The sequence below is a fragment of the Oxynema mangrovii CENA135 genome (assembly GCF_016632315.1).
In the GTDB taxonomy this organism is placed as follows: domain Bacteria; phylum Cyanobacteriota; class Cyanobacteriia; order Cyanobacteriales; family Laspinemataceae; genus Oxynema; species Oxynema aestuarii.
On record NZ_JAEOXH010000002.1, the window covers coordinates 1,274,629 to 1,296,392 of the forward strand.

A 21,764-nucleotide genomic window follows, 5' to 3' on the forward strand; every position below is an offset into this window, starting at 1 on the left:
ATCCCTTGACGATATCGACGGATTGAGGATCGTTATCCGTTGAGTAGCCGTCCTCGATCGCGATCGAACACCCTATATGGGCTTCTCCCTTAAACACTCAAACCCATGCCATTCCGCCGGGAATCTCCAATCCCAAACATCGAACCGTCGGGGGCGATCGCCACACTATGCACTCCCCCAAAAAACATACTTTTTTCTTGCCAATAAATCCATTCAAACTCCGAAGAAAATTCCGGAGGATCGAACAGATCTCCCGGTAGTCCGGGTTCGAGATGGAAAACACCATTTTCATAATGGGTTCTCGGACTTTCGACGGCGGCGATCGCCTCCATTTTAAAATCGACAAAATTAGAAATCACTTGAAAAATAGCCGTTCTAATCCGATTGGAACCGCCAGAACCGAGAACCATTTCCGGGCGATCGCCGTTCATTAACACCGTCGGTGTCATCATTGAAGACATCCGACAATTAGCACGCCATCGATGGAAACCGCGCGGGTTTAAATCCGCTTCTCCTAACATATTATTCATGGCAATATCCGTCCCGGGAATCATATAGGAAGACCCTTCGCCGTTGGAGGTCGTCACGCTGGCCGCATTTCCTTCGCAATCGAGGACGCTAATATGCGTGGTACTGCCTAATTTATTCAGATCGTTTTTCAGATAAGTTTGAAACTGGGATTGATAGTCCAATAAATGTTTTTTAGACAAGAAATTATCTAAAATATCCGCATTATAAAGTGAGTCGTCATACCCATCTTTTCTCCCAATATTCGTTAACTGCATTGCCCGACAAAGGGCGTGTAAATGGGGTAAGCTGCCAAAAGAGAAGCGATCGAAATCGAAAGTGGATAACAGCTTGAGCGTAAAAGCGATGAGAGCGCCTCCCGAACTCGGGGGCGGGTTCATCAGCAGTTGGCGATCGCGATAGGGAATCCGTAACGGAGAACGTAAAATCACCCGATAATTTTCAAAGTCTTCTAAAGTTAAAAGTCCGCCTTTTTCTTGGCAGTCGCGCACGACTTGGCGGGCAATTTCACCGCGATAAAATTCGTAGGTTCCAGTTTTAGCAAATTCTTCAAAAACTGTCCCTAAATTGGGCATGGCGATCGTGTCGCCCACTTGTAATAAAGTCCCTTGGGGGGCGTAGATCTGGCGCGAAGCCGGATCCCGCAGCAAGATGGGAGCGAGTAGGTTTAATAAATAAGATTGAAATGGATTAATTTCTACTCCTTGACGGGCGTAAGCGATCGCGGGTTCGGCAAGGACGTGAAAGGGTAAAGTTCCTAACTGTTGGTGAACGGCGAACAGACCTGCTAGATTACCGGGGACGGCGATCGATCCCAAGCCGATATGAAACTGTTGGGTGGTGCCGCCAAAATCGAGATCGACGGGATAAAAATCTAAACTTTCAACAGATTGGGGATGGCGGGGAGTTTGGGCGAAAAAATCGAATAAAATTTGTCGATTTTCCCGAGTTCGTGCGAGGAGAAAACCGCCGCCAGCGACGGAGGTGAGGCCGGATTCGACGACAAAAGAAGCGAGCATGGCGGCGACGGCAGCATCAAAAGCATTGCCACCCAAGCGAAACATTTCGATTCCCGCTTCGGCAGTTTTGGGATGTCCGGCGGCGATAGTTCCGCGTGTTTTAGATAGCATGAGGGCGATCGCTGAAGATAGGAAAAGATCTAGGAGAACAATAAGACGAACGACCTGATGTTAAAGGTCAGTTAACGCCGAGGGGAGGAACGTATCGACCGGGAGGCGGTCAATCGGGTTCGTCGGAGTTAAAAAAATCGAGATTTTGTCAAGTTGATGATAAGATAAAAACCCGGGAGATCGTTCGTTTTTAATCAAATTGTTGTTAAAAACCGATCGCGGAAAAATCGACAAAAGAGGGGGGGAGGAGTGCGAAAATTGAGCCAAACCCAGGGGCGATCGCGCCGGAGTGCGGGAGGACGGCGATGATCTTGGCAGTAGTTGCGATCAACTTGACGATGGCGGCGATCGCCCTATCCGTAGCCTGGAGACTGTGGTGCTTGAGTCGCAGCATCGACCGCGCCGCCAATGCTATTTTCTACGCGGATCGCGTCACCTACAACGCCCTCCATCCGATCCCGCCCACCTTAGCGAAAGGACAGCAAGGCACCCGCAATTTACGCGATCGCTACAGTCAGCTCGAACGACAAGTCAACCAAGTCCGTCAAATTGTAGCCGTATTGAATTTGATAGGGGGCTTGTGGTTTCGCCGACGGCGCCCTCGCTAGCAGGGTGCTGTAGGGGCAGCGATCGCCCGAGGTCCGTGGAGCGGTCAAAAGGCGCCTAAAATATCTGTAAGCTCAATCGAAACCATTTACAATGTCCAAGAATCGTACTGGAGCATTTATTGGTGGGGTCTTGTTGGGAACGGCGATCGGCACGATTACCGGGTTGCTCGTCGCTCCTCGTAGCGGTCGCAAAACCCGTCAACTGGTGAAAAAATCGGCGGCGGCCCTTCCCGAACTCGCCGAAGATCTATCGAGTACCCTGCAACTGCAAGCCGATCGCCTCTCCGCGAAAACCCTTCGCAATTGGGACGAAACCCTGGTGCGCTTGCGCGAGGCGATCGCCTCCGGGATCGAAGCGAGCCAACTCGAAAAAGAACAACTCGATCGCCAAAATCGCGAAGATCCCCAAGATCTCGAAGAAGACCCAGACAACGAGTTTTCCAACACCTCTTCCACTCACACCTCCCAATCGTGAGATCGATCGATTGTCACCGCAAGCTATCCGTACTCTCCTGTGACTGACCCCCTGTTTTGGCTCGGACTGTCTTTCCTCCTCGTTGCTGTCAGCTTGATCCTCGTCTTGCTGGCGGCCCTACCCGCCTTGCAAGCCGTCGGACGGGCCGCGCGCAGCGTCGAGAAACTCGCCGACACCCTCTCACGCGAATTCCCGCCGACCTTAGAAGCGATCCGACTCACGGGAATGGAAATTAGCGACCTCACCGACGAGGTATCCGACGGGGTTCAGAGTGCCTCGGGAGTCGTCAAACAAGTCGATCGCTCCCTCGGTTCCGCCAAACGACAAGCCCAAAAAGCGCGCCATTCCACCCGCAGCGTCGTGACCGGGTTCAAAGTCGCCTGGAACACCTTTACCCGTCCCAAGTCCAACTCGGGAGCCAGCCGGAGGTCGATCGATCGCCTGCCCCCCTCGCAACGGCAGCCCCTCGATTTGCGCGATTCTCCTCTGGAGAGCCTACGCGATCGCACCGACTCCGGCGATCGCTACCCCGACGACGGCGCCCCAAACGACGGCCAATCCTACCGCCAAAACTTCTCCAATTCCGGCGATCGCGAGCCGTAAAGCCCTCACGAAAGCGCGATCCCTTGCCAGCTTCACGCCCTTTCCGCTAAGCTTCCCCCTAGATTCGCGCGCGCGACCTGACGCCGCCCGAGTTCGGCGAATTGTTAAGCGCCCCCTTCCCGTTTTCCGCGAATAGTTGAAACCATGCCATCCCCACAACGTCCCGATCGCCGCTTTCCCTCCTGGCTCCACTGGATCGACAAAACGATCGCGATCGTGGCCGTTTTAAACTTGGGTCTCGTCCTGTTCGACCTCAGCTATATTCCCGGACGCGACTATTACTTGCGCGCCGATCTATTCTTCCAAAAATTCAACGTCACCAATCGGGAGAAGTATCTCAAAAAGGTCGATCGCCTCGAAACTCTGTTACAAGAGCAGGGGTTGGATTCTCCCGACGTTCTCCCATTGCTCGAACAATTGCGCCAGCAGAGTACCCGCCTGTTAGGAGAAGATTTGTTTCGCGTCACCGACAGCTACGGGTCCCTCGAAGAAGTGAAAACCCGCATGAGCGAGCAGTTCGGCACCGACGACGAGATCGATGCCTTCCAAAGACTCTGGAGCGTGTCCTACTTGCGCCAAAATGGCTGGCAAGAAAGCCTCAGATTTTTCAACAGCGAAATCCGCTTTTTAATCGACTTTTACGAACCTAAATTATTTTACGATCCGGTCAAAGGGATCGAACCTTATCGGGATACCCAACAATATTTACGCCTCGTCTCCGAACTGCAGGCCGAATTAAAACTGTACGGATTGGAGTCTCCCGAAGTGCCGATCCTGCTCGAAGAATTGCGCGAAGAAACTCGCGACATGATTCGAGAAAATTATTTCGCCCAAGCCGAGAAAAGTGGCACCCTCGAAGAGATTAAAAATCAAATTCGCCGTCATATTTACTCGCGCAAACCCGAAGAGGCTCCCTCGGGTCCCGCGCCGATTATTTGGGTTCTGGACTTTTTAGCCCCCGAAGTTTTTTGGGCCAATAAGTCTTCCACGGAAGCGTTTGAGGAGTTTTGGAGTCTGGAGAATTTCCGGGAGCACGGCTGGCAGGAAGAACTAAAGTTTTTCAATCGCAAGATTCGGTTTTTAATGCAGAGTAACTATTACCGCCATATCGGGGTGAATAGTGATTATATCGATCGCTTTTGGTTGATTGACTTTTTCTTCGTCGCCTTATTTTTTGTCGATATTTTATTTCACAGTTGGCTGATTACCCGGCGTCATCCCAACGTTACCCTCGAAAGTGCCATATTTTGGCGCTGGTACGACTTGTTTTTGTTAATTCCTTTTTGGCGGTGGTTGCGCGTCGTTCCCGTAGTGATTCGCCTCGACGAATCCGGTTTAGTGGATATTGAATGGTTGCGCGCGCAATTGCGCTTGGGGGTCGTCGCCAGTTTCGCCGAAGAACTGACCCAAGTGGTGGTCGTGCAGATTATCAATCAGATGAAAAGTAGCGTCGAAAGTGGGGAATTGACCAAATCGCTGCTCCAGCCAAACGAACAGGAATATATTGACATTAACGATACGAATGAAGTGCAAGAAATTTCGCGGCGACTGCTGCAATTGGGGGTATGTAAAGTCTTGCCGAAAGTGCAACCGGATCTGGAGCAGTTGATTTATCACGTGCTGGAGACGAGTATTAAAAGCACGGATTTTTATCGGCGATTGCAGGGAATGGGGTTAGCGGGATGGTCCGAGCAGATTGCCAAACAAGTGTCCGTGAGGGTGTCGAAATTGCTGGCAGAAGGACCAGACAGTGCGTATCACGCGATCGCCGACCTGCCCCCGGATCCGATCGCCGACGAGTTGATCGAGCAGTTGGTCGAGCATTTTGGCGAAGCCTTGCGGGTGGAATTGCAGACGGAAAATACCCTCGGCGAACTGCAGGCGTTGGTGTCCGACTTACTCGAAGAAATCAAGCTCAACTACGTCAAACGGGCGATCGAAACCGATCCCGACCGTATTTTTGCCGAAACCGAGCAATTGCGCCAGCTCGCCGGACGCAATCCGAACCCTCCGAATCCATCGCGTTAAGGTGAACCCGAGTCGGAGGGAAGGCGGAGATCGAGAGATCGCCGCCGACGGGCGAGATAGACAAAAGCCGTCAGGAGCCACTAGAATAGAAAGCGGCTCAGTTCGGTGATGCGGTTGTACCGATGCGGAGATTCCCTTCTCCCGCACGTTCCTCCCAGACTTGAGCGAACGAAAAAATCGCCTACGCGCTCGGTAAAGTCAGCCCCCCGACGGTAGACTTCAACAGCGCCTAACTGCTCGGAGGCGAGCGTTTTTTTTTGTCATCCGAACTCGGTCAGGTTTGCTGGCCGACGGCTTCGCCTTTCCCAGCGCCCCACCTGTAGGTCGAGAACCCCCGATCCTCCGGTTAAGCGAAGTTCTTCCCTCTCCCGAGAGCCACCAGGCGAGCCGAAAGGGGAGAAGGAAAGAAGGAAAGGCGAGTTCGACAGCCTTCGAGGGAAGCCCTATCCTGCAAAGGGAGCGAGCGATCGCCCCCGAAGTTGATGGCCCTCGCCGACAACGGGCCGCGATCCGACGGCGACCCGAGGGTCTTTCGCTCGTCGTGAACCTTCTTGGAAGACATCAATGTTGCGGGAAGTGGGTAGCTGCCCACTTTTTTTGTTGGAGCTGTGCAATGACTCATCCTTTGATCCCCCAAATTATCGAATTGGCGACCCCCGTAGCCGAACAACTCGGGTTGGAAGTGGTAACGGCAGTGTTTCACACTCACGAAAGTCCGCCGATCTTGCGGGTGGACATCCGCAACCCCGCTTCGGACACCAGTCTCGATGACTGCGAACGGATGAGCAAAGCCCTCGACACCCTGTTAGACGAAAGCGATTTAATTCCCGACGCTTACATTTTGGAAATTTCGAGTCCCGGGATTTCTTCCGAGTTGAGTAGCGATCGCGATTTTGTCGCGTTTAAAGGGTTTGGGGTGACGGTAGCGACCGCCGAACCCTTTCAAGGACATCAAGAATGGAGCGGCAGACTCGTGCGCCGGGACGAGGGCGCCGTTTATCTCAATCAAAAGGGACGGGTGATGAAAATTCCGCGATCGCTCGTGACGCAAGTCCGACTCGCCGACGGAGTTTGATCCCCGAGACGCGATCGTCCGCGTCCCCAGTTCTCCCATCGAATACGGAAGGAACGCCTATGTCAATGGTTAGTTTGCCCGGACTCCGGGACATGATCGATAATATTTCTCAAGAGCGGAATTTACCGAAACACGCGGTACAAGCGGCCTTGCGCGAAGCCCTCCTCAAAGGGTACGAGCGCTACCGTCGCACCTTGAGTATGGATCGCCAGCATTTTGACGAAACCTTTTTCGACAACTTCGAGATCGAACTCGATACGGAAGAAGAGGGATTTCGGGTGCTTTCGACCAAAACGATCGTCGAAACGGTCAGCAGTGCGGATCACGAGATCGCCTTGCAAGAAGTGCGAGAAGTGGCCGCCGAAGCCCAATTGGGAGATACGGTGGTGTTAGATGTCACCCCGGACCAAGGCGATTTCGGGCGGATGGCGGCGATTCAAACCAAACAAGTGCTGGCGCAAAAACTGCGCGACCAACAGCGCAAACTGATTCAAGAAGAGTTTCAGGACTTGGAAGGAACGGTTTTACAAGCGCGGGTCTTGCGTTTCGAGCGACAGTCGGCGATTTTGGCAGTCAACAGTGGCTTTGGCAATCCCGAAGTCGAAGCCGAATTGCCCAAACGGGAGCAGTTGCCCAACGATAATTATCGGGCGAATGCGACCTTGAAGGTGTATCTCAAGAAAGTCCGCGAAGGACCCCATCGAGGACCGCAATTGTTGGTATCGAGGGCAGACGCCGGATTGGTGGTTTACTTGTTTGCCAACGAAGTGCCGGAAATCGAAGATGAAGTCGTGCGGATTGTCGCCGTGGCGCGCGAAGCCAATCCCCCCTCCCGTCACGTCGGACCGCGCACCAAGATCGCCGTGGATACGTTAGAGCGAGAAGTCGATCCCGTGGGAGCCTGTATTGGGGCGCGCGGATCGCGGATTCAGGTCGTGGTCAACGAACTGCGCGGGGAAAAAATCGACGTCATTCGCTGGTCTCCAGACCCGGCGACCTATATCGCCAATGCTTTGAGTCCGGCCAAAGTGGACGAAGTGCGCCTGGTCGATCCCGACAGCCGCCAAGCTCACGTTTTGGTTCCGGAAGACCAGCTCAGCTTGGCGATTGGGAAAGAGGGGCAAAACGTCCGACTGGCAGCTCGACTGACCGGATGGAAGATCGATATCAAGGATAGTGCGAAATACGAAGAGGCGAAATACGAAGAGGAAAGTGAACAGGAAAGCGCAGAGGTTAGAGAAGTCGCCGAGGAGGTCGCACCACTGGAAGAATCCGAGTAATTGAAGCCCGGGATCGCGTCCGACGTGCGCTTGGCGCCACCCCCGAACCCGGGAGACCGCGCCCGGAGCGAACCCCCTCGAACCGGGGAGATGAGCGTCGCCATCGCCCCCTTGCAGACCGACCGCCAAGCCGTTGCCGATGAAAGTCAATTACCGACGTTGTATCAGTTGTCGCCGAGTTGCTCCCAAACAGGAGTTTTGTCGGGTCGTCCGAGTCCATCCGTCCCATACGGTACAATTAGACAGGGGGATGGGGCGATCGGCATATATTTGTCTGAGCGAACAGTGTGTCCGAGCCGCTCAAAAGAAAAATCGATTGGGGCGATCGCTCAAAGCCACTGTTTCCCCACAACTGTATGAAACTTTGCGGCAACGGGTCGTCGGCGAGACATCTGCTGCGGAGGAATCCATCTCGTCGAACGATTCAGAACGCGAATCGGGCAGCTTGCTCCGATCGCCCAATCCGCGCGACTGACAGAGATTGCCCTCAATCCAGTCCGCACTCGTATAGAAAGTCGTGCAAGACTAGAGGGAGGGATTCCCCCGACCGGGAGAGCGCAATCCATCGGCGCAGGTGACTGCGGCGGCAGGCTAAACTATCTGTTGTCCATGGTTATCCATTCGGTCAACAGAAAGCGAGCCTTCTTGGAGAAGGGGTTCAAAACGAAGGCAAAAGGCGAAAGGGAGAGACGAATAATACAGGAACAGGCGCTTGGGTTTGACGCTTCGTTCTTCATCCGCGATCCTTTCTAGAGGTCTGCGACTCGCGATCGGGCGATCGCCATTCTCAGTTGTCGGTAGAGTATCCCCCTCGACCCCCGACGCCACTGTCCGACCGTTCGCGAGTTTTCATCCCCTAGGATCCTGAGTCTTCACTCGACATGCGTCCGCGAGCGCCCAGCGCCCCGAGCGCGCCAACACTAACCCAAGGAAAGACAGGGAGTCGCCGGAAGGAGGTTTTATGAACAACGGCAAAGTCAGAATATACGAGTTATCACGGGAATTAAATTTGGAAAATAAAGACATTTTGGCAGTTTGCGAGCAGCTAAACATAGCCGTCAAAAGTCATAGCAGTACGATTTCAGAAGATGAGGCCGATCGCATTCGCGCCTATTCCGACAAGTACGTAGCCGCTCATCCCGAAGCCAAAACCTCGGGTTCGGGAAAAGCGCACCGCTCCAAAGCCGCCGCCGAATCCGGCGGTTCGGCTGAGGGCAAGAAAAAACAACAAATTTTGGAAATTCGCAAGCACAAATCGCGCGGGGACAAAAACCAACGGGCCGAGACCCCCTCGGCGGACGAAGCCCCCGCTCGCGCGCCCCAACCGCCATCTCCCGCTTCCCCGAGTGAAGTGACGACGATGGATCGTCCGGTTTATGCCAAACCGAGTGAAACCAGTTCGCAAGAAGACGTGCATCAACCCTCAGAACCCTCACCCGAAGAATTATCTGCGCTCCAGAAGCCGCAGTTAGCCTCCACTGAAACCGACGACACCGAGTCGGGATCGGAAGCAACGACGAGTTCCGACGTAGAATCTCCTCAACTCAAAAGACCGCCGACCCGACCGAACCCACCGACGACGGCGTCGGACTCGACATCGGCTCCGCTCAAAGAAAAACCGATTCTTAAAAAGACCAAAGGCGACGGCGCCGGGTCGCCGAGTTCCCCGAAAAAATCCGACGAAGGGATCCCGGGGAAAGAGCGCGAGGCGCCTGCCGCTTCGGCAGAGTCTTCGGGCGATCGCGCGCCGAAGCAGGCCAAGCGCAAACCGGAATCCGTTCCCGAATTGCAGCGTCCGCGCCCGAGCAAAGGCAAAGGAGACGAAGAGGTAGCCGCCAGTGGCGATCGCCCCGGCGCCGGGCGAAGCTTTGACGAAGAAGGCTCCGTGGATGAAGAGATCGAAACCGAGGGTCTCAAACTCAAGCGACCGACGCCGCCGCGTCCCCCGAAACGCTCTAAAAAATACGAGGAAGAAGAAGAAGACATCCAAGAGTTTCCCGGGAAAACCTCGAAAACTGGGTCGAAATCGAAACGGCGGACCAAACCCATCGATGACGAAGACGAGGAAGAATTGGACCTCGACAACGACAAGCAGTCCGCCGCGATCGATGTCAGCTTGTCAACTGCCCGTCCCAACAAACCCAAAACCAGCCAAGGGCCGCGACAAGGCACGTCGGGGCCGAGTAGCGCGCCGAAAAGCAAAAAATCTAGTCCCACTCGCGACAGTGGCTCGCGGCATCGCGGACGGCGCCAGGACAAAGCCGAGAAAAAACAACGTCCGGAACATCTGGTCTTGCGCCAAGCCCTCACCGTGCGAGAGTTGGCTACCGAGTTGGAAACCGCCGAAACCGAAATTGTCAAAATTCTCTTCTTCAAGGGTATAGCAGTCAACGTCACCCAAACCCTCGACATTCCGACGGCGAAGATGGTCGCCGAAGAACTCGGCGTCGAAGTCGAAACTGCCGAAGCCGAATCCGAGGCGAAGAAAGTCAGCGAAATGCTCGACGCCAACGATCTGGAAAATCTCCAGTCCCGTCCCCCGGTGGTGACGATCATGGGTCACGTAGACCACGGGAAAACCACCTTGCTCGATGCCATCCGCAAAACCAAAGTCGCTCAGGGCGAAGCGGGGGGGATCACCCAGCATATCGGCGCCTATCACGTCGATGTCGAGCATAACGACGCCATCCACCAGATCGTCTTCCTCGACACTCCCGGTCACGAAGCCTTTACCGCCATGCGCGCCCGAGGTACCCGGGTGACCGATATTGCCGTGCTGGTGGTCGCCGCCGACGACGGCGTGCAACCCCAAACCCTCGAAGCGATCGGTCACGCGCGCGCCGCCGAGGTTCCCCTGGTGGTGGCGATCAACAAAATTGACAAAGAAGGGGCCCAGAGCGATCGCGTCAAACAAGAACTGAGCGAACACGGTCTGGTTCCCGAAGAATGGGGCGGCGATACGATTATGGTGCCGTTGAGTGCTATCAAAGGCGAAAACCTCGACACCCTGCTCGAAATGATCGTCCTGGTGGCCGAAATCGAAGAACTGATGGCCAACCCCGATCGCCCCGCCAAAGGCACGGTGATCGAAGCCAACTTAGACAAAGCCAAAGGCCCGGTGGCGACCTTACTGGTTCAAAACGGCACCCTGCGCGTCGGCGATATCCTCGTCGCCGGATCCGCCATGGGTAAAGTCCGGGCAATGGTGGACGATCGCGGTCAGCGCGTCGAAGCCGCCAGTCCGTCCTTCGCCGTCGAAGTTCTCGGCTTGGGCGACGTTCCCGCCGCCGGAGACGAGTTCGAGGTCTTCGGTAACGAAAAAGAAGCCCGCGCCGTGGCCGATTCTCGCGCCGAAGAAAGCCGTCAATCGCGCTTGCAGCAAGCGATGGCCTCCCGCCGGGTCACTCTCAACAGCCTCAGCGCCCGCGCTCAGGAAGGAGAACTCAAGGAACTCAACTTGATTCTCAAAGCCGACGTTCAAGGCTCCGTCGAGGCGATTCTCGGCTCCTTGCGCCAGCTTCCCCAAAACGAGGTGCAAGTGCGGGTGCTGCTCTCCGCTCCCGGGGAAATCAGCGAAACGGACGTGGATTTGGCCGCCGCTAGCGATGCGGTCATTATCGGGTTCAATACCACTCTGGCGACGGGGGCCCGCCAAGCTGCCGATCGCAGTGGGGTGGACATTCGCGAGTACAACATCATCTACAAGCTGCTCGACGACATCCAAGGGGCGATGGAAGGTCTGCTCGAACCGGAAATGGTCGAGGAGGCGATCGGCGAAGCTGAAGTGCGCGCCGTCTTCCCCGTCGGACGCGGTGCCGTCGCCGGGTGCTATATCCAAAATGGCAAGATGATTCGCAATGCCAAAGTGCGGGTCCGCCGCCAGAATCAAGTGGTCTACGAAGGCGTCCTCGACTCCCTCAAACGGGTCAAAGATGACGTGAAAGAGGCCAATAGCGGCTTTGAATGCGGCATCGGGATCGATCGCTTCAGCGATTGGGAGGAAGGCGACATCATCGAAGCCTATCGCCTGGTCGCCAAGCGTCGCACCCTTTCGCCGAACTAAGGGCGATCGCCGTCCATCCAACGCCCCCGAGTGTGGTTTCAAGCACTCGGGGGCGTTCTCCGTGGGCTGCTCGCCTCCGAAAGCGGCGCCGTCCCTCGCGATCGCGGACGCGAAATGGTATAAAAAGGGCAGTTTCCGATCGTCTCGGCTTCCCGGACGAACCCTTATCGACGAGTCACCCCCTTTCATCCATGCGTGCTTTCTGGTTTGACCCCTTCCTGTGGATCCATCTGGCGGGGATCGCCGCCCTGCCCCTATTCCTAGAACTGTGCTGGATAGGCTTTGCCCTCGGCGACCCGATCCTTCCCGTCTGGTTAGAATTCTCTCTCCCCGTCGCGATCGCCGTCCTCCCCGTTGTCTGGATGCAGTGGTCGCGACCGTTTTATATCTTCAGTATCTTAGTCGTCGCCCTCAAACCCATCCGCCTGACCGACGCCCAACGTCGCCTGCTGACCCTGTTCAAACGCGGTCAAAATCGGTTCTTAGCCCTCATCGTTCCCGTCGTGCCGATCGCCGCCGCCTGGTTCTTGTATCGCTCCGCCCCCGCCGCGAGCGGGATCGCCGACTGGCTGCCGTCCTGGCGCCTGCTGGGTCTGGCGATCGCCGCGATCTCCTTACTCGCCGCCCACCTCTTCATTCAAGTCCCCGTCAGCGTTCTCGGCGTCATGCTCGCCGAACAAAACGAGTTTGAGGATGTCGAACCGTTCCCCGTCGAACAAATTCCCCAAAACTTCAGCCTGTTCGGTTTCGACGTCGATCGCCTCTTGCCGGAACTGGTCGCGGCGATGCCCCCCTCATCCCCTACCACTGCCGACGCCGAACCCTCCCCCGCCGACGAAGACCGTCCCGCCTCCGAGTGAGCCTAGAGATTCAAGCGTTCTAAAAACTGCAATTTGCGATATAAACGCGACATTTCCGCCAAATCGACTTCTAAAGATTCTGCCGGATAATTCTCCAAAATCTCCATCAAGTGAATCTCGTCATCGTCGCTCGCCGACAGCACCAGCGCCGCTCTCAACGCCTGTTCGTTGCGTTCTCCCGAGGGCGTCCGTAACCCTCGGCCCACCTGTCGTAGGAGCCGCTCGCCGAGTTGGTGGTTGAGAACGCGATCGAGCAAGACCGCCTTAACTTGCACCGATTTCGTCAAATGCTCGCGCACTTTCTCCGGTTCCTGATTCGCCAGTCCCAAATAGCCCGACAACGCCGGGGACAGCTCTCCGGTACGGGCGAAATCGCTCAATTCCGCCACGGAAATCGGCGCGCGCATCGGTCCGTAAAGTAAGACGATCCGTTGGGCCGCCGAAACCGCCTGGGTGCTGCCGATCGCCCACAACGCAACCGTCAGGGCGATCGCCCGGGGCCAGCGCCCCCCCTCAATCCACCGAGGAAAGTGCATTTTGTTCATCACCATACTTTAATCAACGATTAATCCACACTCTAGAACGCCGTGGGGCGATCGCCCCAAACCCGCGCGGGGGCGCGCCGTGCGAGGCTCGATCCTAACACGCCCGTCCTCATAGACGGGAATTGTCCCGAACGAGTTCTCAGGATTTGGCCCCGATCGCCTCGAAAAATTACGATGACACTCTGTTCACCTCCCGATCTCGATCTCGATCTTCAATGACCTACCCCAACACCCCGACCTCGCCATCCCTGACCCCCTCACGGGGGAGCTGGCGCCTGTTCGCCACCGTACTGCTGCTCGCCACGCCCCTCGGCGCCTCGATCGGGGTCGCCCCTCCGGCGCGATCGCTCGATCGCCCGGTTCCCCTCGCCCAAAACTCCTCCAACACCACCGTCATTTACGTCAACTCCGCCTTGGGTCGAGATACCCCCGGAGCCGGAGAAAGCCAAGGCGCCCCCTACCGCTCGATTACCTACGCCCTCAGCCAACTCAACACCCCCGCCACCATTCAACTCGCACCGGGAACCTACAGCGCCGATACCGGAGAAACCTTTCCGATCGTCCTCCCCTCCGGCGTCACCTTGCGCGGGGACGAAACCACCAAAGGTCAAACCACCCTCGTCGTCGGCGGCGGCGACCATATCAGTCCCAGCTTCGCCCGCCAGAGTTCCACGGTCATCGCCAAAAATGGCAGTACCCTTCGCGGCGTCACCCTGAGCAATCCTCGCAGTCGGGGAACCGGATTGTGGATCGAATCGAGCGCCCCGACGATCGCCAACAATACCTTTACCAACAGCTTGCGCGACGGGATCTTCATCACCGGAAGCGCCAATCCGACCGTTGAAGGCAATGTCTTCATTCAAAACAACGGTAACGGGATTTCGATCGTGCGGACCGCCACTGGAATCATTCGCGGGAACGTCTTCGACCAAACTGGATTTGGGATTGCCATTGGCGGCGATGCGGCGCCGCGAATTGAAGACAACCGCATCACCCGCAACAATGACGGGATCGTGGTCTCCGGTTCGGCGAAACCGATTTTACGAGAAAACACGATTACCAATAACGTCCGCGACGGGATCGTGGCGATCGCCGACGCGGCGCCGAACTTGGGAACGGCAGAAGATTCTGGCAAGAACTACATTCGCGATAACGGTCGTTACGACCTCTATAACGCCACTCCCAGCAATACGATCGTCGCCGTCGGGAACGACATCGATCGCGATCGCATCTCCGGCGCCGTCGATTTCGTCGCCGTCATCGTCGATCGCGGTTTTCCCGACGTCGTCGGTCACTGGGCTCAACCCTACATCGAAGCCCTCGCCAGCAAAAAAATTATCGCCGGATTTGAAGACGGCACCTTCCGCCCCAACGAACCTGTCACCCGCGCTCAGTTTGCCGCGATTATCAACCAAGCCTTCTCCCCCACGGCGAGCCAGTCGTGTTCGGCCTTTTCTGACGTTTCGAGCCGTTTCTGGGGCTTCAACGCGATTTTAAACGCCTGTCGGGGCGGATTTCTGCGGGGATACCCCAACAACGAATTCCGCGCCCAGCAGCAGATCCCTCGGGTACAGGTGCTGGTGGCCCTGGTCAGTGGTTTGGACTGGCGCTCGAACGAGACCGGGGTGCTGTCGGTTTATCAAGATAGCTCGGCGATCCCCGATTGGGCGACCACGGCGATCGCGGGGGCCACGGCTAAGGGCTTGGTGGTCAACTATCCCCTGCGCGATCGCCTCAATCCCAATCGCGAAGCGACCCGCGCCGAAGTCGCCGCCTTTGTCTATCAGGCCCTCGTCAACGCGGGTGAAGCCGAACCGATCTCCTCTCCTTATTTAGTTCGCCTTCCTTGACGGGTTCGCCGCCGGATTCCGGCGATCGCCACCCAAAAACACGGGACGCCAGCATCTTCATACGCGCGATGCTGGCGTCCCGTGCTGACTATCAGAGCTTTTATGGTTAGGGTCTATATATGAGCTGACCCCATTTGAACTGCAACGCCTTTATTATGACTTCATTTATAGCGAAATACTAAATTTCGTAATATTTTCTTTATTTTTTTAACTGAATGACCGGGGATCGCCGAGTTACCAACGGCTAAAAGCTAGATAGACAAACACTTGCACCCCTGAAAAGCCATTTGAACCCTCGGTTTACAACATAAACAAATGCCGAGGCATATCATTAATTTTCATAAATGAGTGTAAAGTAAAATACAAAATGTCCACCGATCGCCCCATTCAGCCGAGAGAGACCGACTCCCCCGGTGAATCCTGGGGTTAAAAACAGGGTTTCAATTTCTACCTAAAGTTTCTTAACCTTACTCATTTTTTATGCTAAAACAAAAATTTGAGTAAGTTTAGAATCGCCGAAGCCGCAAAAATCGCGGATTCACCATCTCCATTGTTTTCTGCTAGTCTTTATGGTAGCCGAAGTGAGCCGAACCCAAAGATGGTTGAGGAGTTAAAAAGTGAGTGAAAAGCTTTAAGACCAAGCTAGACTTAAATAACCGACAACGAACGCTGATGGCGAAACACGCAGGAGTAGCTCGACCCGCTTGGAATTGGGGACTGGCTACCTGTAAGGAAATATTAGAAGCCGGAGATAAACTCCCGAGTGCCATAGACTTACACAAAAGATGAGTCGCCGAGGTAAAACGTCAGAATCCTTGGTCCGATGAAGTCTCCAAATGTAGCCCGCAAGAAGCGTTGCGTCACCTCAATCAAGCGTTTAAGCGAGTTGGACAAGTCAAAGGAACAGGTTTCCCCAAGTTTAAGAAAAAGAATATCAAAGATAGTTTTTACCTGGAAGGAAGCATTAAAGTTTCCGGCGATCGGGTGAAGCTACCTCGGATCGGTTGGGTAAAAAGCCACGAACAGTTACCGCCAGTCCATCCTAAAAACGTCACGATAAGTAAACGAGCAGGGGACTGGTATATTGCCTTCAAAATTGATTTTGAACCCCAGGTCACACCAAAAATAAGAGAGCGGATTGGGGTAGATGTAGGAATTAAAACTCTCGCCACCCTGAGCGATAGTAAAACCTATCCCAATCCAAAAGCTTATCGCCAGGCCAAGAAAAAACTAGCCCAACTCCAGAAAGAACTAAGCCGCCGTCAAAAAGGAGGTAAAAACCGAGAAAAAACGCAACTCAAGTTAGCTAAGGCCCACAGACGGATCGCCGATATTAGAGCGGACCATTTACACAAGTTAACAACTTACTTAGCCAAAAACCACGGCGAAGTAAAAATTGAAGACTTAAATGTGTCAGGAATGCTCAAAAATCACAAGCTGGCTGGTGCGATTGCGGATGGTGGGTTTTATGAGTTCCGTCGTCAGCTTGAATATAAATGCGAGTGGTATGGGGGCAAATTAACATTGATTGACCCGTGGTATCCCAGTTCGCAGATCTGCTCTAACTGCGGACACCGACAAAAAATGCCCCTGGACAAAAGACAGTATGATTGTCCGAACTGTCACGTCTCCATAGATCGTGACTTAAATGCGGCAATTAATGTAGAAAACGCGGAGAGCTCAGCCGTGTAAGCCTAGTGATGGAAAGGTCTTGGAAGATCCAAGCTAGGAACTAAACATCAAATGATTAAGTTTGAGTAAGTTTTAGAGAGCGGTCTAGTTCCGTTCCCGGTCGATGCGAAACAGCCAGACCATCAACGCGACGACCCCGAGTTGAAAGAAGAAATTCGGGACCGTCGAACTGAGGTCTCGTCCGGCGAGCAGTTTGGCGAAAAAGACAAAGGCGCCGATCGCCCCGGACGCCGCACAGACCCCGTAAATGAACTTGCGCAGTCCCCGATAGGGAGCTTTGACCTCCGCTTTCAAACGGGCGTATTTCTCGGGATCGAGATCGCGGGCGCCTTTAGGGCGATGGCGAGGGCGATCGGAATGGGGATCGGACATAACATGCACCTGTCAAAATTTGCCCTTTTATTTTAAAGAATCCGATCGCGATCGCCCCCGGTGGCGGTTCGAGTCCGGCGCCGACGCGATCGGCGATCGCATTGACGAACATCGCCAATAAACTGATAAATTTTGGAAGACCCTCGATAGTGCCTTATGACGAACACACCCCCCGAACAACCCACCGCCGAAATCGCTCCCGACCCGCTATTCCAAGCCCTGCGTCGCAAAGAGGGAACCTGGGTGGAGTGGGCGCGACACTGTCAAACCTTGCAAAAAGCGGGCTACAGTCCCCAGCAGATTTTTGAAGAAACTGGATTCGAGCCGATCCAGCAAAATCAAATTATTGTCGGCGCCCAAGTCTACGCCTCGATCGTCGCCGGGGGCGCCGCCGACGCCACCCAAGCCTATTTTCAACAGAAAGCCAGCGATATTCTCTACGAACTGCGGATCCTCACCCAAGACGATCGCGCGGCGGCGGCAGATTTTATCCTCAAACACCAATTCAACGCCGACGAGGCCCACGAAATTGCCAAAGCGCTCAAAGAATACTCGCGATTTTCCGAATTTCCCGACGGTTTCAGTCCCGGACCCGGGGAGGCGATCGCCTATCAGTGCTGGAAACACGCCCGCCAGAAGTCCGACCTGCAGGAGCGATCGCGCCTGATTGCCAAAGGCTTGAACTACGCCGAAACCGAGGGCGCCCGCCAAAAATTGCAAGACTTGCTCACCGATTTCACTGTCGTCAAAAGCCGCAGCGCCCCCCGTCTGCCCCTGTTCCGGCTGGAGTCCTCCGACGAACTCCCGCGCACGATCCCCGTGGTCGGCGAATTTCCGTTAACCGCCGAGGATCTCAAAGCCGTTCCGATTCTCGAAGAGATCGGACCGTTCGGAATCGTCAAATCGAGCGGAAACGCCGCCTGGGTCTCGATTCCGGGATGGCAAGTCATTCTCAAAGCCGAAGATCCCGTCGCGATCGCCTGTGCGAGCGATCGCCTTCCGAACCCCTTACCGGGAAAAGTCGAACGTACACTAGCGATCGTCGATCGCCGCCAGCGCCAGTGGCGAGACGACGCTTATTTTTTAATCGAACAAAACGGTCAATTAGAATTACAGTGGTTTGAAACCCAACCGGAAACTCGCTTACTCGGTCAGTTAATTCTCGTCCTGCGTCCGAAAAGAATCTTGGACGAAGTCTTTACCGCCGAACCGTGGCAAATTGACGAGTAAAGCGCTTTCTGCTCGATTCCTCGATTCAGCGATCGTCGATCGAGCATTTCTCAATCTTATGAGGGAAGATCCCCCTAAATATTCCTTGAAAAGGGGGACTTCAGGATTCTCTACCTCATCCTGTTGACCATCGCGATCGTCCGTCGATTGAATAACGGCAAAGCCCCTGTAAAACTTCCCTTTTTTTATAGGTTTGGAGGGGATCGACTCGATCCATTCAGCCGAAACATGCAGCCGATGAGCGTTTCTTATTCGTTCAAATATTTGACCTTAGAAACCTTTTGCACCTGCAGCCAAACTTATCAAAAATATCGCGATCGCATCAATCCTTATCCCGACAATCTCGAAGAAACTTTACCCGCTTTAATCGCTTTAAACGAACAAATTCTCGATCCGACCATCGAACAGTTTGGGTTCGAGAACTTCCAACTGACTTACGGTTTTTGTTCTAAAAATTTAAAACGTTTTTTAGAACGAAAAGACCCGACAACGGGTAAAAAAAACGGGCGCGTGGCGCCCCGTCTCGACCAACACATGGCCTGCGAACGCAATCGCAACGGCGATTATTACTGTCCTCGATTGGGGGCCGCCTGCGACTTTCGCATTCTCAATGTGGGGAGCGATCGCGTGGTCGATTGGATATTAGCAGCGCGATTACCTTTTGATTCTCTCTATTTCTACGGCAGCGATCGCCCGATCCACGTGAGTTATAGTTCCCAATACAAACAAGATCTGTGGACCTTTACCGCCACGGGTCAGCCGACGCGCAAGGGAATCGAGCACTGGGTGAAGATCCTCGACGAACGACGATCGCCCGTTTGAAAGCACGATCGCGTCCTGGAGGCGCCACCCCTGGGGCTGGAGACAGGTTTTTAGAAATCGATGCTTCCCCGGATCCTCCATTGTGGAACTTGTGGAAAATCACCGATCTTTCCCGGATTTGGGGGGAACGCCTGCCCCACCACCTGTGGAAAACCTGTGGAAAACCCCCGATTGTTTCGATCCGAGGGGAGATCTGCCGCAATGCTCCTTTCAAGACGCTACGCGAACGCCCGTGGGAAATTTTGTATTTTCCCCGAGTTTTCCCCAATCTTTCCCCAAGTTTTCCACAGCCTTTCAACGTCCGTAGGCAAGTTTTCCACAATTTAGTAGAACTTGCGAGCAGCACAGGGAAGCACCACCGCGAACGTCGTCCCGAGTCCCCTGTCGGGTGTCGTGTCAACGGCGGGGGATCGGATCGATAAAAACAGGGCTTTAAAGGCGATCGCAAGCTCGGTTATGATAGATCTGCGCGACCGTATCGCCGGGTTCGAGTTCCAAACAGGCTTGAAAGAGGTCCGCAGCTTCGCGATAGACGTGGCGATTGTAGAGATCCAACGCTTTAGCAAAGCGATCGAGACTGGCGAGTTTTCCAGCTTTTAATTTCGGCAAGTCGGCATCAAAAACTTCGTAGACCGTGACGCTTTCCGATTTGCCTTTGACTTTGACGCGATCGATCAGGCGAATTGCATAATCGTCGGCGTTATGTAAGCGAGAATAAGTATGATGAGAAATCAGTAAAGAGACGCCGTAATTTTTGGTTAACCCTTCCAGTCGCGAAGCCAAATTAACCGCATCGCTAATCACAGTACCGTCCATTCTTAACGATCCGCCGACGGTTCCGAGCATCAAGCGTCCGGTATTAATACCGATGCCGATAGAAATGGGTAAATAGCCGGAGCGATCGCGATGTTCGTTATAATCGTGTAAGCAATGCAGCATCGAAATGCCCGCTTTCACTGCATTGTCGGCTTCCCCGCCAAACAAGGCCATAATCGCATCGCCGATAAACTTATCAATAAACCCCTGATTATCGACGATCGCGGGTTCCATTCTCGATAAATACGCATTAATAAATTTAAAGTTATCTTCCGGCGTCATCGTCTCCGATAGGGTAGTAAAGTCGCGAATATCGGAGAAAAACACGGACATTTCTTGTTCTATGCTATCGCCTAATTTTACTTCGGCAATACTTTCGTAACCGAGAAACGAAAGAAACTCGTTCGGGACGAAGCGACTGGCGGCGTCGGTCAATTTGAGTTCGGAATCTAACGCCAGTTCTAAGTTGGTATTGAGTTCAAAAAGTTCTTGAATAAACTGCTGCCGTTCTGCTTCGGCTTTCTTGCGATCGCTGATATCGTTAAAGGCGACAATCCCGTAAGCAATTTGACCTTCATCGTCGTAAATCGGCGTTCCCCAAACTTCAATGGGGATCGCGCGATCGCCGTGGTGAATTTCCATATCATCCACAGTCATACTCTTCCCCCGCAAGGTTTGCAATAACGGATCGCTCTGTTCGGGGTATAATTGCTCCGTTCCGGCCAAATAGACCTGATAAATCGAGCGAATTTCACTTAAAACTGTATTAGACACCACCCCCCGTCCGAGCAGTTGTTGGGCGCGAGAGTTAATATAATAAGGCTGGCCATCGCGATCGACCACAAACACGCCAACGGGCATCGCCTCTAAAAACTGGGTCAGGCGATTTTCCTTTTCGTGTAACTTGGCAATTAACGCCGCCTGTTCTCGGTTTAACTGTTCCAACTCTTCGTTCATTTTTTGGAGTTGGACGTTTTGTTCGGCTAATTTCTTTTCTTGAAAATAACTATTAATCGCTTCTTTGACCGTCAGTTTTAAATCTTCTGCCTGCCAAGGTTTAGCAATATAACGATAGAGGCGGGCATATTGAATGGCATTGCCCACGGCTTCGATACTGGCTTGACCCGTGAGCATAATTTTCAACGTAGATGGAGAAATTTCGTGAACTCTTTTTAACAGTTCGTCTCCTTTAATATCCGGCATGATATGATCGGAAACGATTAGGGGAATTTCATAACCATCTTCGAGTAATTCCTCAACCAACTCCAACGCATCTTCGCCTCCTTCGGCAATTTCAATTAAATAATCGGCACCGACGGCTTCTTTGAGTTCGGCTTTTAAGCTTCTCAACACTGTCGGTTCGTCATCGACACAAACAATGACTTGTTTCGTCATAACTTTGCTAAACTAGCTTGAATTGCCGTTACTAATTCCTCTTCAGACCAAGGCTTGTGCAAACAAAAACTTAAATTGGCTTCTTGTTTCGCTCGTTCGATCGCCGAGGGTTCGGCTTGACCCGTGAGCATGATTTTAACGATGTTCGGATATTGTTGGTGAATGCGAATTAACAACTCATCTCCTTTCATTCCCGGCATCAGCCAATCGGAAACAATCATGACAATCGGGATGCTATCTTCCATGAGTTCTTGGATCGCGTCGAGGGCGTCGGCTCCATCTTCGGCCATTTCGTAAAAATACTTATCTCCGAAGGCTTGCTTGAGTTGGCTTTTGAGACTGTCTAACACAACTTTTTCGTCATCGACACATAAAATAACGGGTTTTGACAT

Annotated in this window: 17 protein-coding genes and 1 pseudogene; 13 read left to right on the plus strand and 5 right to left on the minus strand. The window is 53.9% G+C overall.

What is annotated here, in order from left to right:
- Nucleotides 1-89: 89 nt before the first annotated feature.
- The gene (gene ggt / locus JJD41_RS19140) at nt 90-1,658 is read right to left on the minus strand and encodes a gamma-glutamyltransferase (protein ID WP_200669072.1); all 1,569 of its coding nucleotides are present in this window, start codon (nt 1,656-1,658) and stop codon (nt 90-92) included.
- Between the two features lie 311 nt (nt 1,659-1,969).
- Here ggt and JJD41_RS19145 point away from each other — a divergent pair, with 311 nt between their 5' ends.
- The 9 genes from JJD41_RS19145 to JJD41_RS19185 all read left to right on the plus strand — a co-directional run bounded on the left by JJD41_RS19145 (nt 1,970) and on the right by JJD41_RS19185 (nt 12,650).
- Entirely contained in the window at nt 1,970-2,266 is a 297-nt protein-coding gene (locus tag JJD41_RS19145) for a hypothetical protein (protein ID WP_200669073.1), read from the plus strand.
- A 91-nt stretch (nt 2,267-2,357) separates the two neighbouring features.
- Nucleotides 2,358-2,741 carry a YtxH domain-containing protein gene (locus JJD41_RS19150; RefSeq protein ID WP_200669074.1) on the plus strand — a complete coding sequence of 128 codons (384 nt, stop codon included), beginning with the start codon at nt 2,358-2,360 and terminating at the stop codon, nt 2,739-2,741.
- 39 nt (nt 2,742-2,780) lie between these two features.
- Nucleotides 2,781-3,344, plus strand: coding sequence for a DUF948 domain-containing protein (locus JJD41_RS19155; RefSeq protein WP_370583885.1), 564 nt, complete (start codon nt 2,781-2,783; stop codon nt 3,342-3,344).
- Nucleotides 3,345-3,488: 144 nt separating this feature from the next.
- Nucleotides 3,489-5,372 carry a hypothetical protein gene (locus JJD41_RS19160; RefSeq protein ID WP_200669075.1) on the plus strand — a complete coding sequence of 628 codons (1,884 nt, stop codon included), beginning with the start codon at nt 3,489-3,491 and terminating at the stop codon, nt 5,370-5,372.
- Between the two features lie 613 nt (nt 5,373-5,985).
- A complete protein-coding gene (rimP, locus tag JJD41_RS19165; protein WP_200669076.1) occupies nt 5,986-6,447 on the plus strand; it encodes a ribosome maturation factor RimP in 462 nt (153 codons plus the stop codon).
- Nucleotides 6,448-6,506: 59 nt separating this feature from the next.
- Entirely contained in the window at nt 6,507-7,727 is a 1,221-nt protein-coding gene (nusA, locus tag JJD41_RS19170) for a transcription termination factor NusA (RefSeq protein WP_200669077.1), read from the plus strand.
- A 139-nt stretch (nt 7,728-7,866) separates the two neighbouring features.
- Nucleotides 7,867-8,202: a YlxR family protein gene (locus JJD41_RS19175; RefSeq protein ID WP_200669078.1), complete on the plus strand. Its 336-nt coding sequence runs from the start codon at nt 7,867-7,869 to the stop codon at nt 8,200-8,202.
- A gap of 486 nt (nt 8,203-8,688) precedes the next feature.
- On the plus strand, nt 8,689-11,790 hold the full coding sequence (infB, locus tag JJD41_RS19180; protein WP_200669079.1) for a translation initiation factor IF-2: 3,102 nt from the start codon (nt 8,689-8,691) through the stop codon (nt 11,788-11,790).
- A 32-nt stretch (nt 11,791-11,822) separates the two neighbouring features.
- Nucleotides 11,823-12,650 (plus strand): low-complexity tail membrane protein, encoded by an 828-nt coding sequence (locus JJD41_RS19185; RefSeq protein ID WP_370583886.1) that lies wholly within the window; start codon nt 11,823-11,825, stop codon nt 12,648-12,650.
- Nucleotides 12,651-12,652: 2 nt separating this feature from the next.
- Here JJD41_RS19185 and JJD41_RS19190 read toward each other — a convergent pair whose 3' ends face one another.
- On the minus strand, nt 12,653-13,195 hold the full coding sequence (locus tag JJD41_RS19190) for an alpha/beta hydrolase (RefSeq protein ID WP_200669081.1): 543 nt from the start codon (nt 13,193-13,195) through the stop codon (nt 12,653-12,655).
- Nucleotides 13,196-13,410: 215 nt separating this feature from the next.
- On the opposite strand from JJD41_RS19190, the gene JJD41_RS19195 reads away from it, so the two are divergent.
- Both JJD41_RS19195 and JJD41_RS19200 read left to right on the plus strand, forming a co-directional pair.
- Entirely contained in the window at nt 13,411-15,045 is a 1,635-nt protein-coding gene (locus JJD41_RS19195; protein ID WP_200669082.1) for a DUF1565 domain-containing protein, read from the plus strand.
- Between the two features lie 621 nt (nt 15,046-15,666).
- Nucleotides 15,667-16,737, plus strand: a pseudogene (locus tag JJD41_RS19200) (RNA-guided endonuclease InsQ/TnpB family protein).
- An 84-nt stretch (nt 16,738-16,821) separates the two neighbouring features.
- Here the strand turns inward: JJD41_RS19200 and JJD41_RS19205 are convergent.
- The gene (locus tag JJD41_RS19205) at nt 16,822-17,109 is read right to left on the minus strand and encodes a DUF3493 domain-containing protein (RefSeq protein ID WP_200669083.1); all 288 of its coding nucleotides are present in this window, start codon (nt 17,107-17,109) and stop codon (nt 16,822-16,824) included.
- A 156-nt stretch (nt 17,110-17,265) separates the two neighbouring features.
- Between JJD41_RS19205 and JJD41_RS19210 the strand changes: the two genes are divergently transcribed.
- A complete protein-coding gene (locus tag JJD41_RS19210; RefSeq protein WP_200669084.1) occupies nt 17,266-18,339 on the plus strand; it encodes a RuBisCO accumulation factor 1 in 1,074 nt (357 codons plus the stop codon).
- A gap of 237 nt (nt 18,340-18,576) precedes the next feature.
- Complete coding sequence (locus JJD41_RS19215) at nt 18,577-19,161, plus strand: hypothetical protein (protein WP_370583887.1); 585 nt, start codon at nt 18,577-18,579, stop codon at nt 19,159-19,161.
- A 432-nt stretch (nt 19,162-19,593) separates the two neighbouring features.
- Here the strand turns inward: JJD41_RS19215 and JJD41_RS19220 are convergent, their stop codons facing one another.
- Both JJD41_RS19220 and JJD41_RS19225 read right to left on the minus strand, forming a co-directional pair.
- Nucleotides 19,594-21,372, minus strand: a complete 1,779-nt coding sequence (locus JJD41_RS19220) for an adenylate/guanylate cyclase domain-containing protein (RefSeq protein WP_200669086.1) — start codon at nt 21,370-21,372, stop codon at nt 19,594-19,596.
- Entirely contained in the window at nt 21,369-21,764 is a 396-nt protein-coding gene (locus JJD41_RS19225; RefSeq protein ID WP_168571243.1) for a response regulator, read from the minus strand. The genes JJD41_RS19220 and JJD41_RS19225 overlap by 4 nt, the downstream gene beginning before the upstream one ends.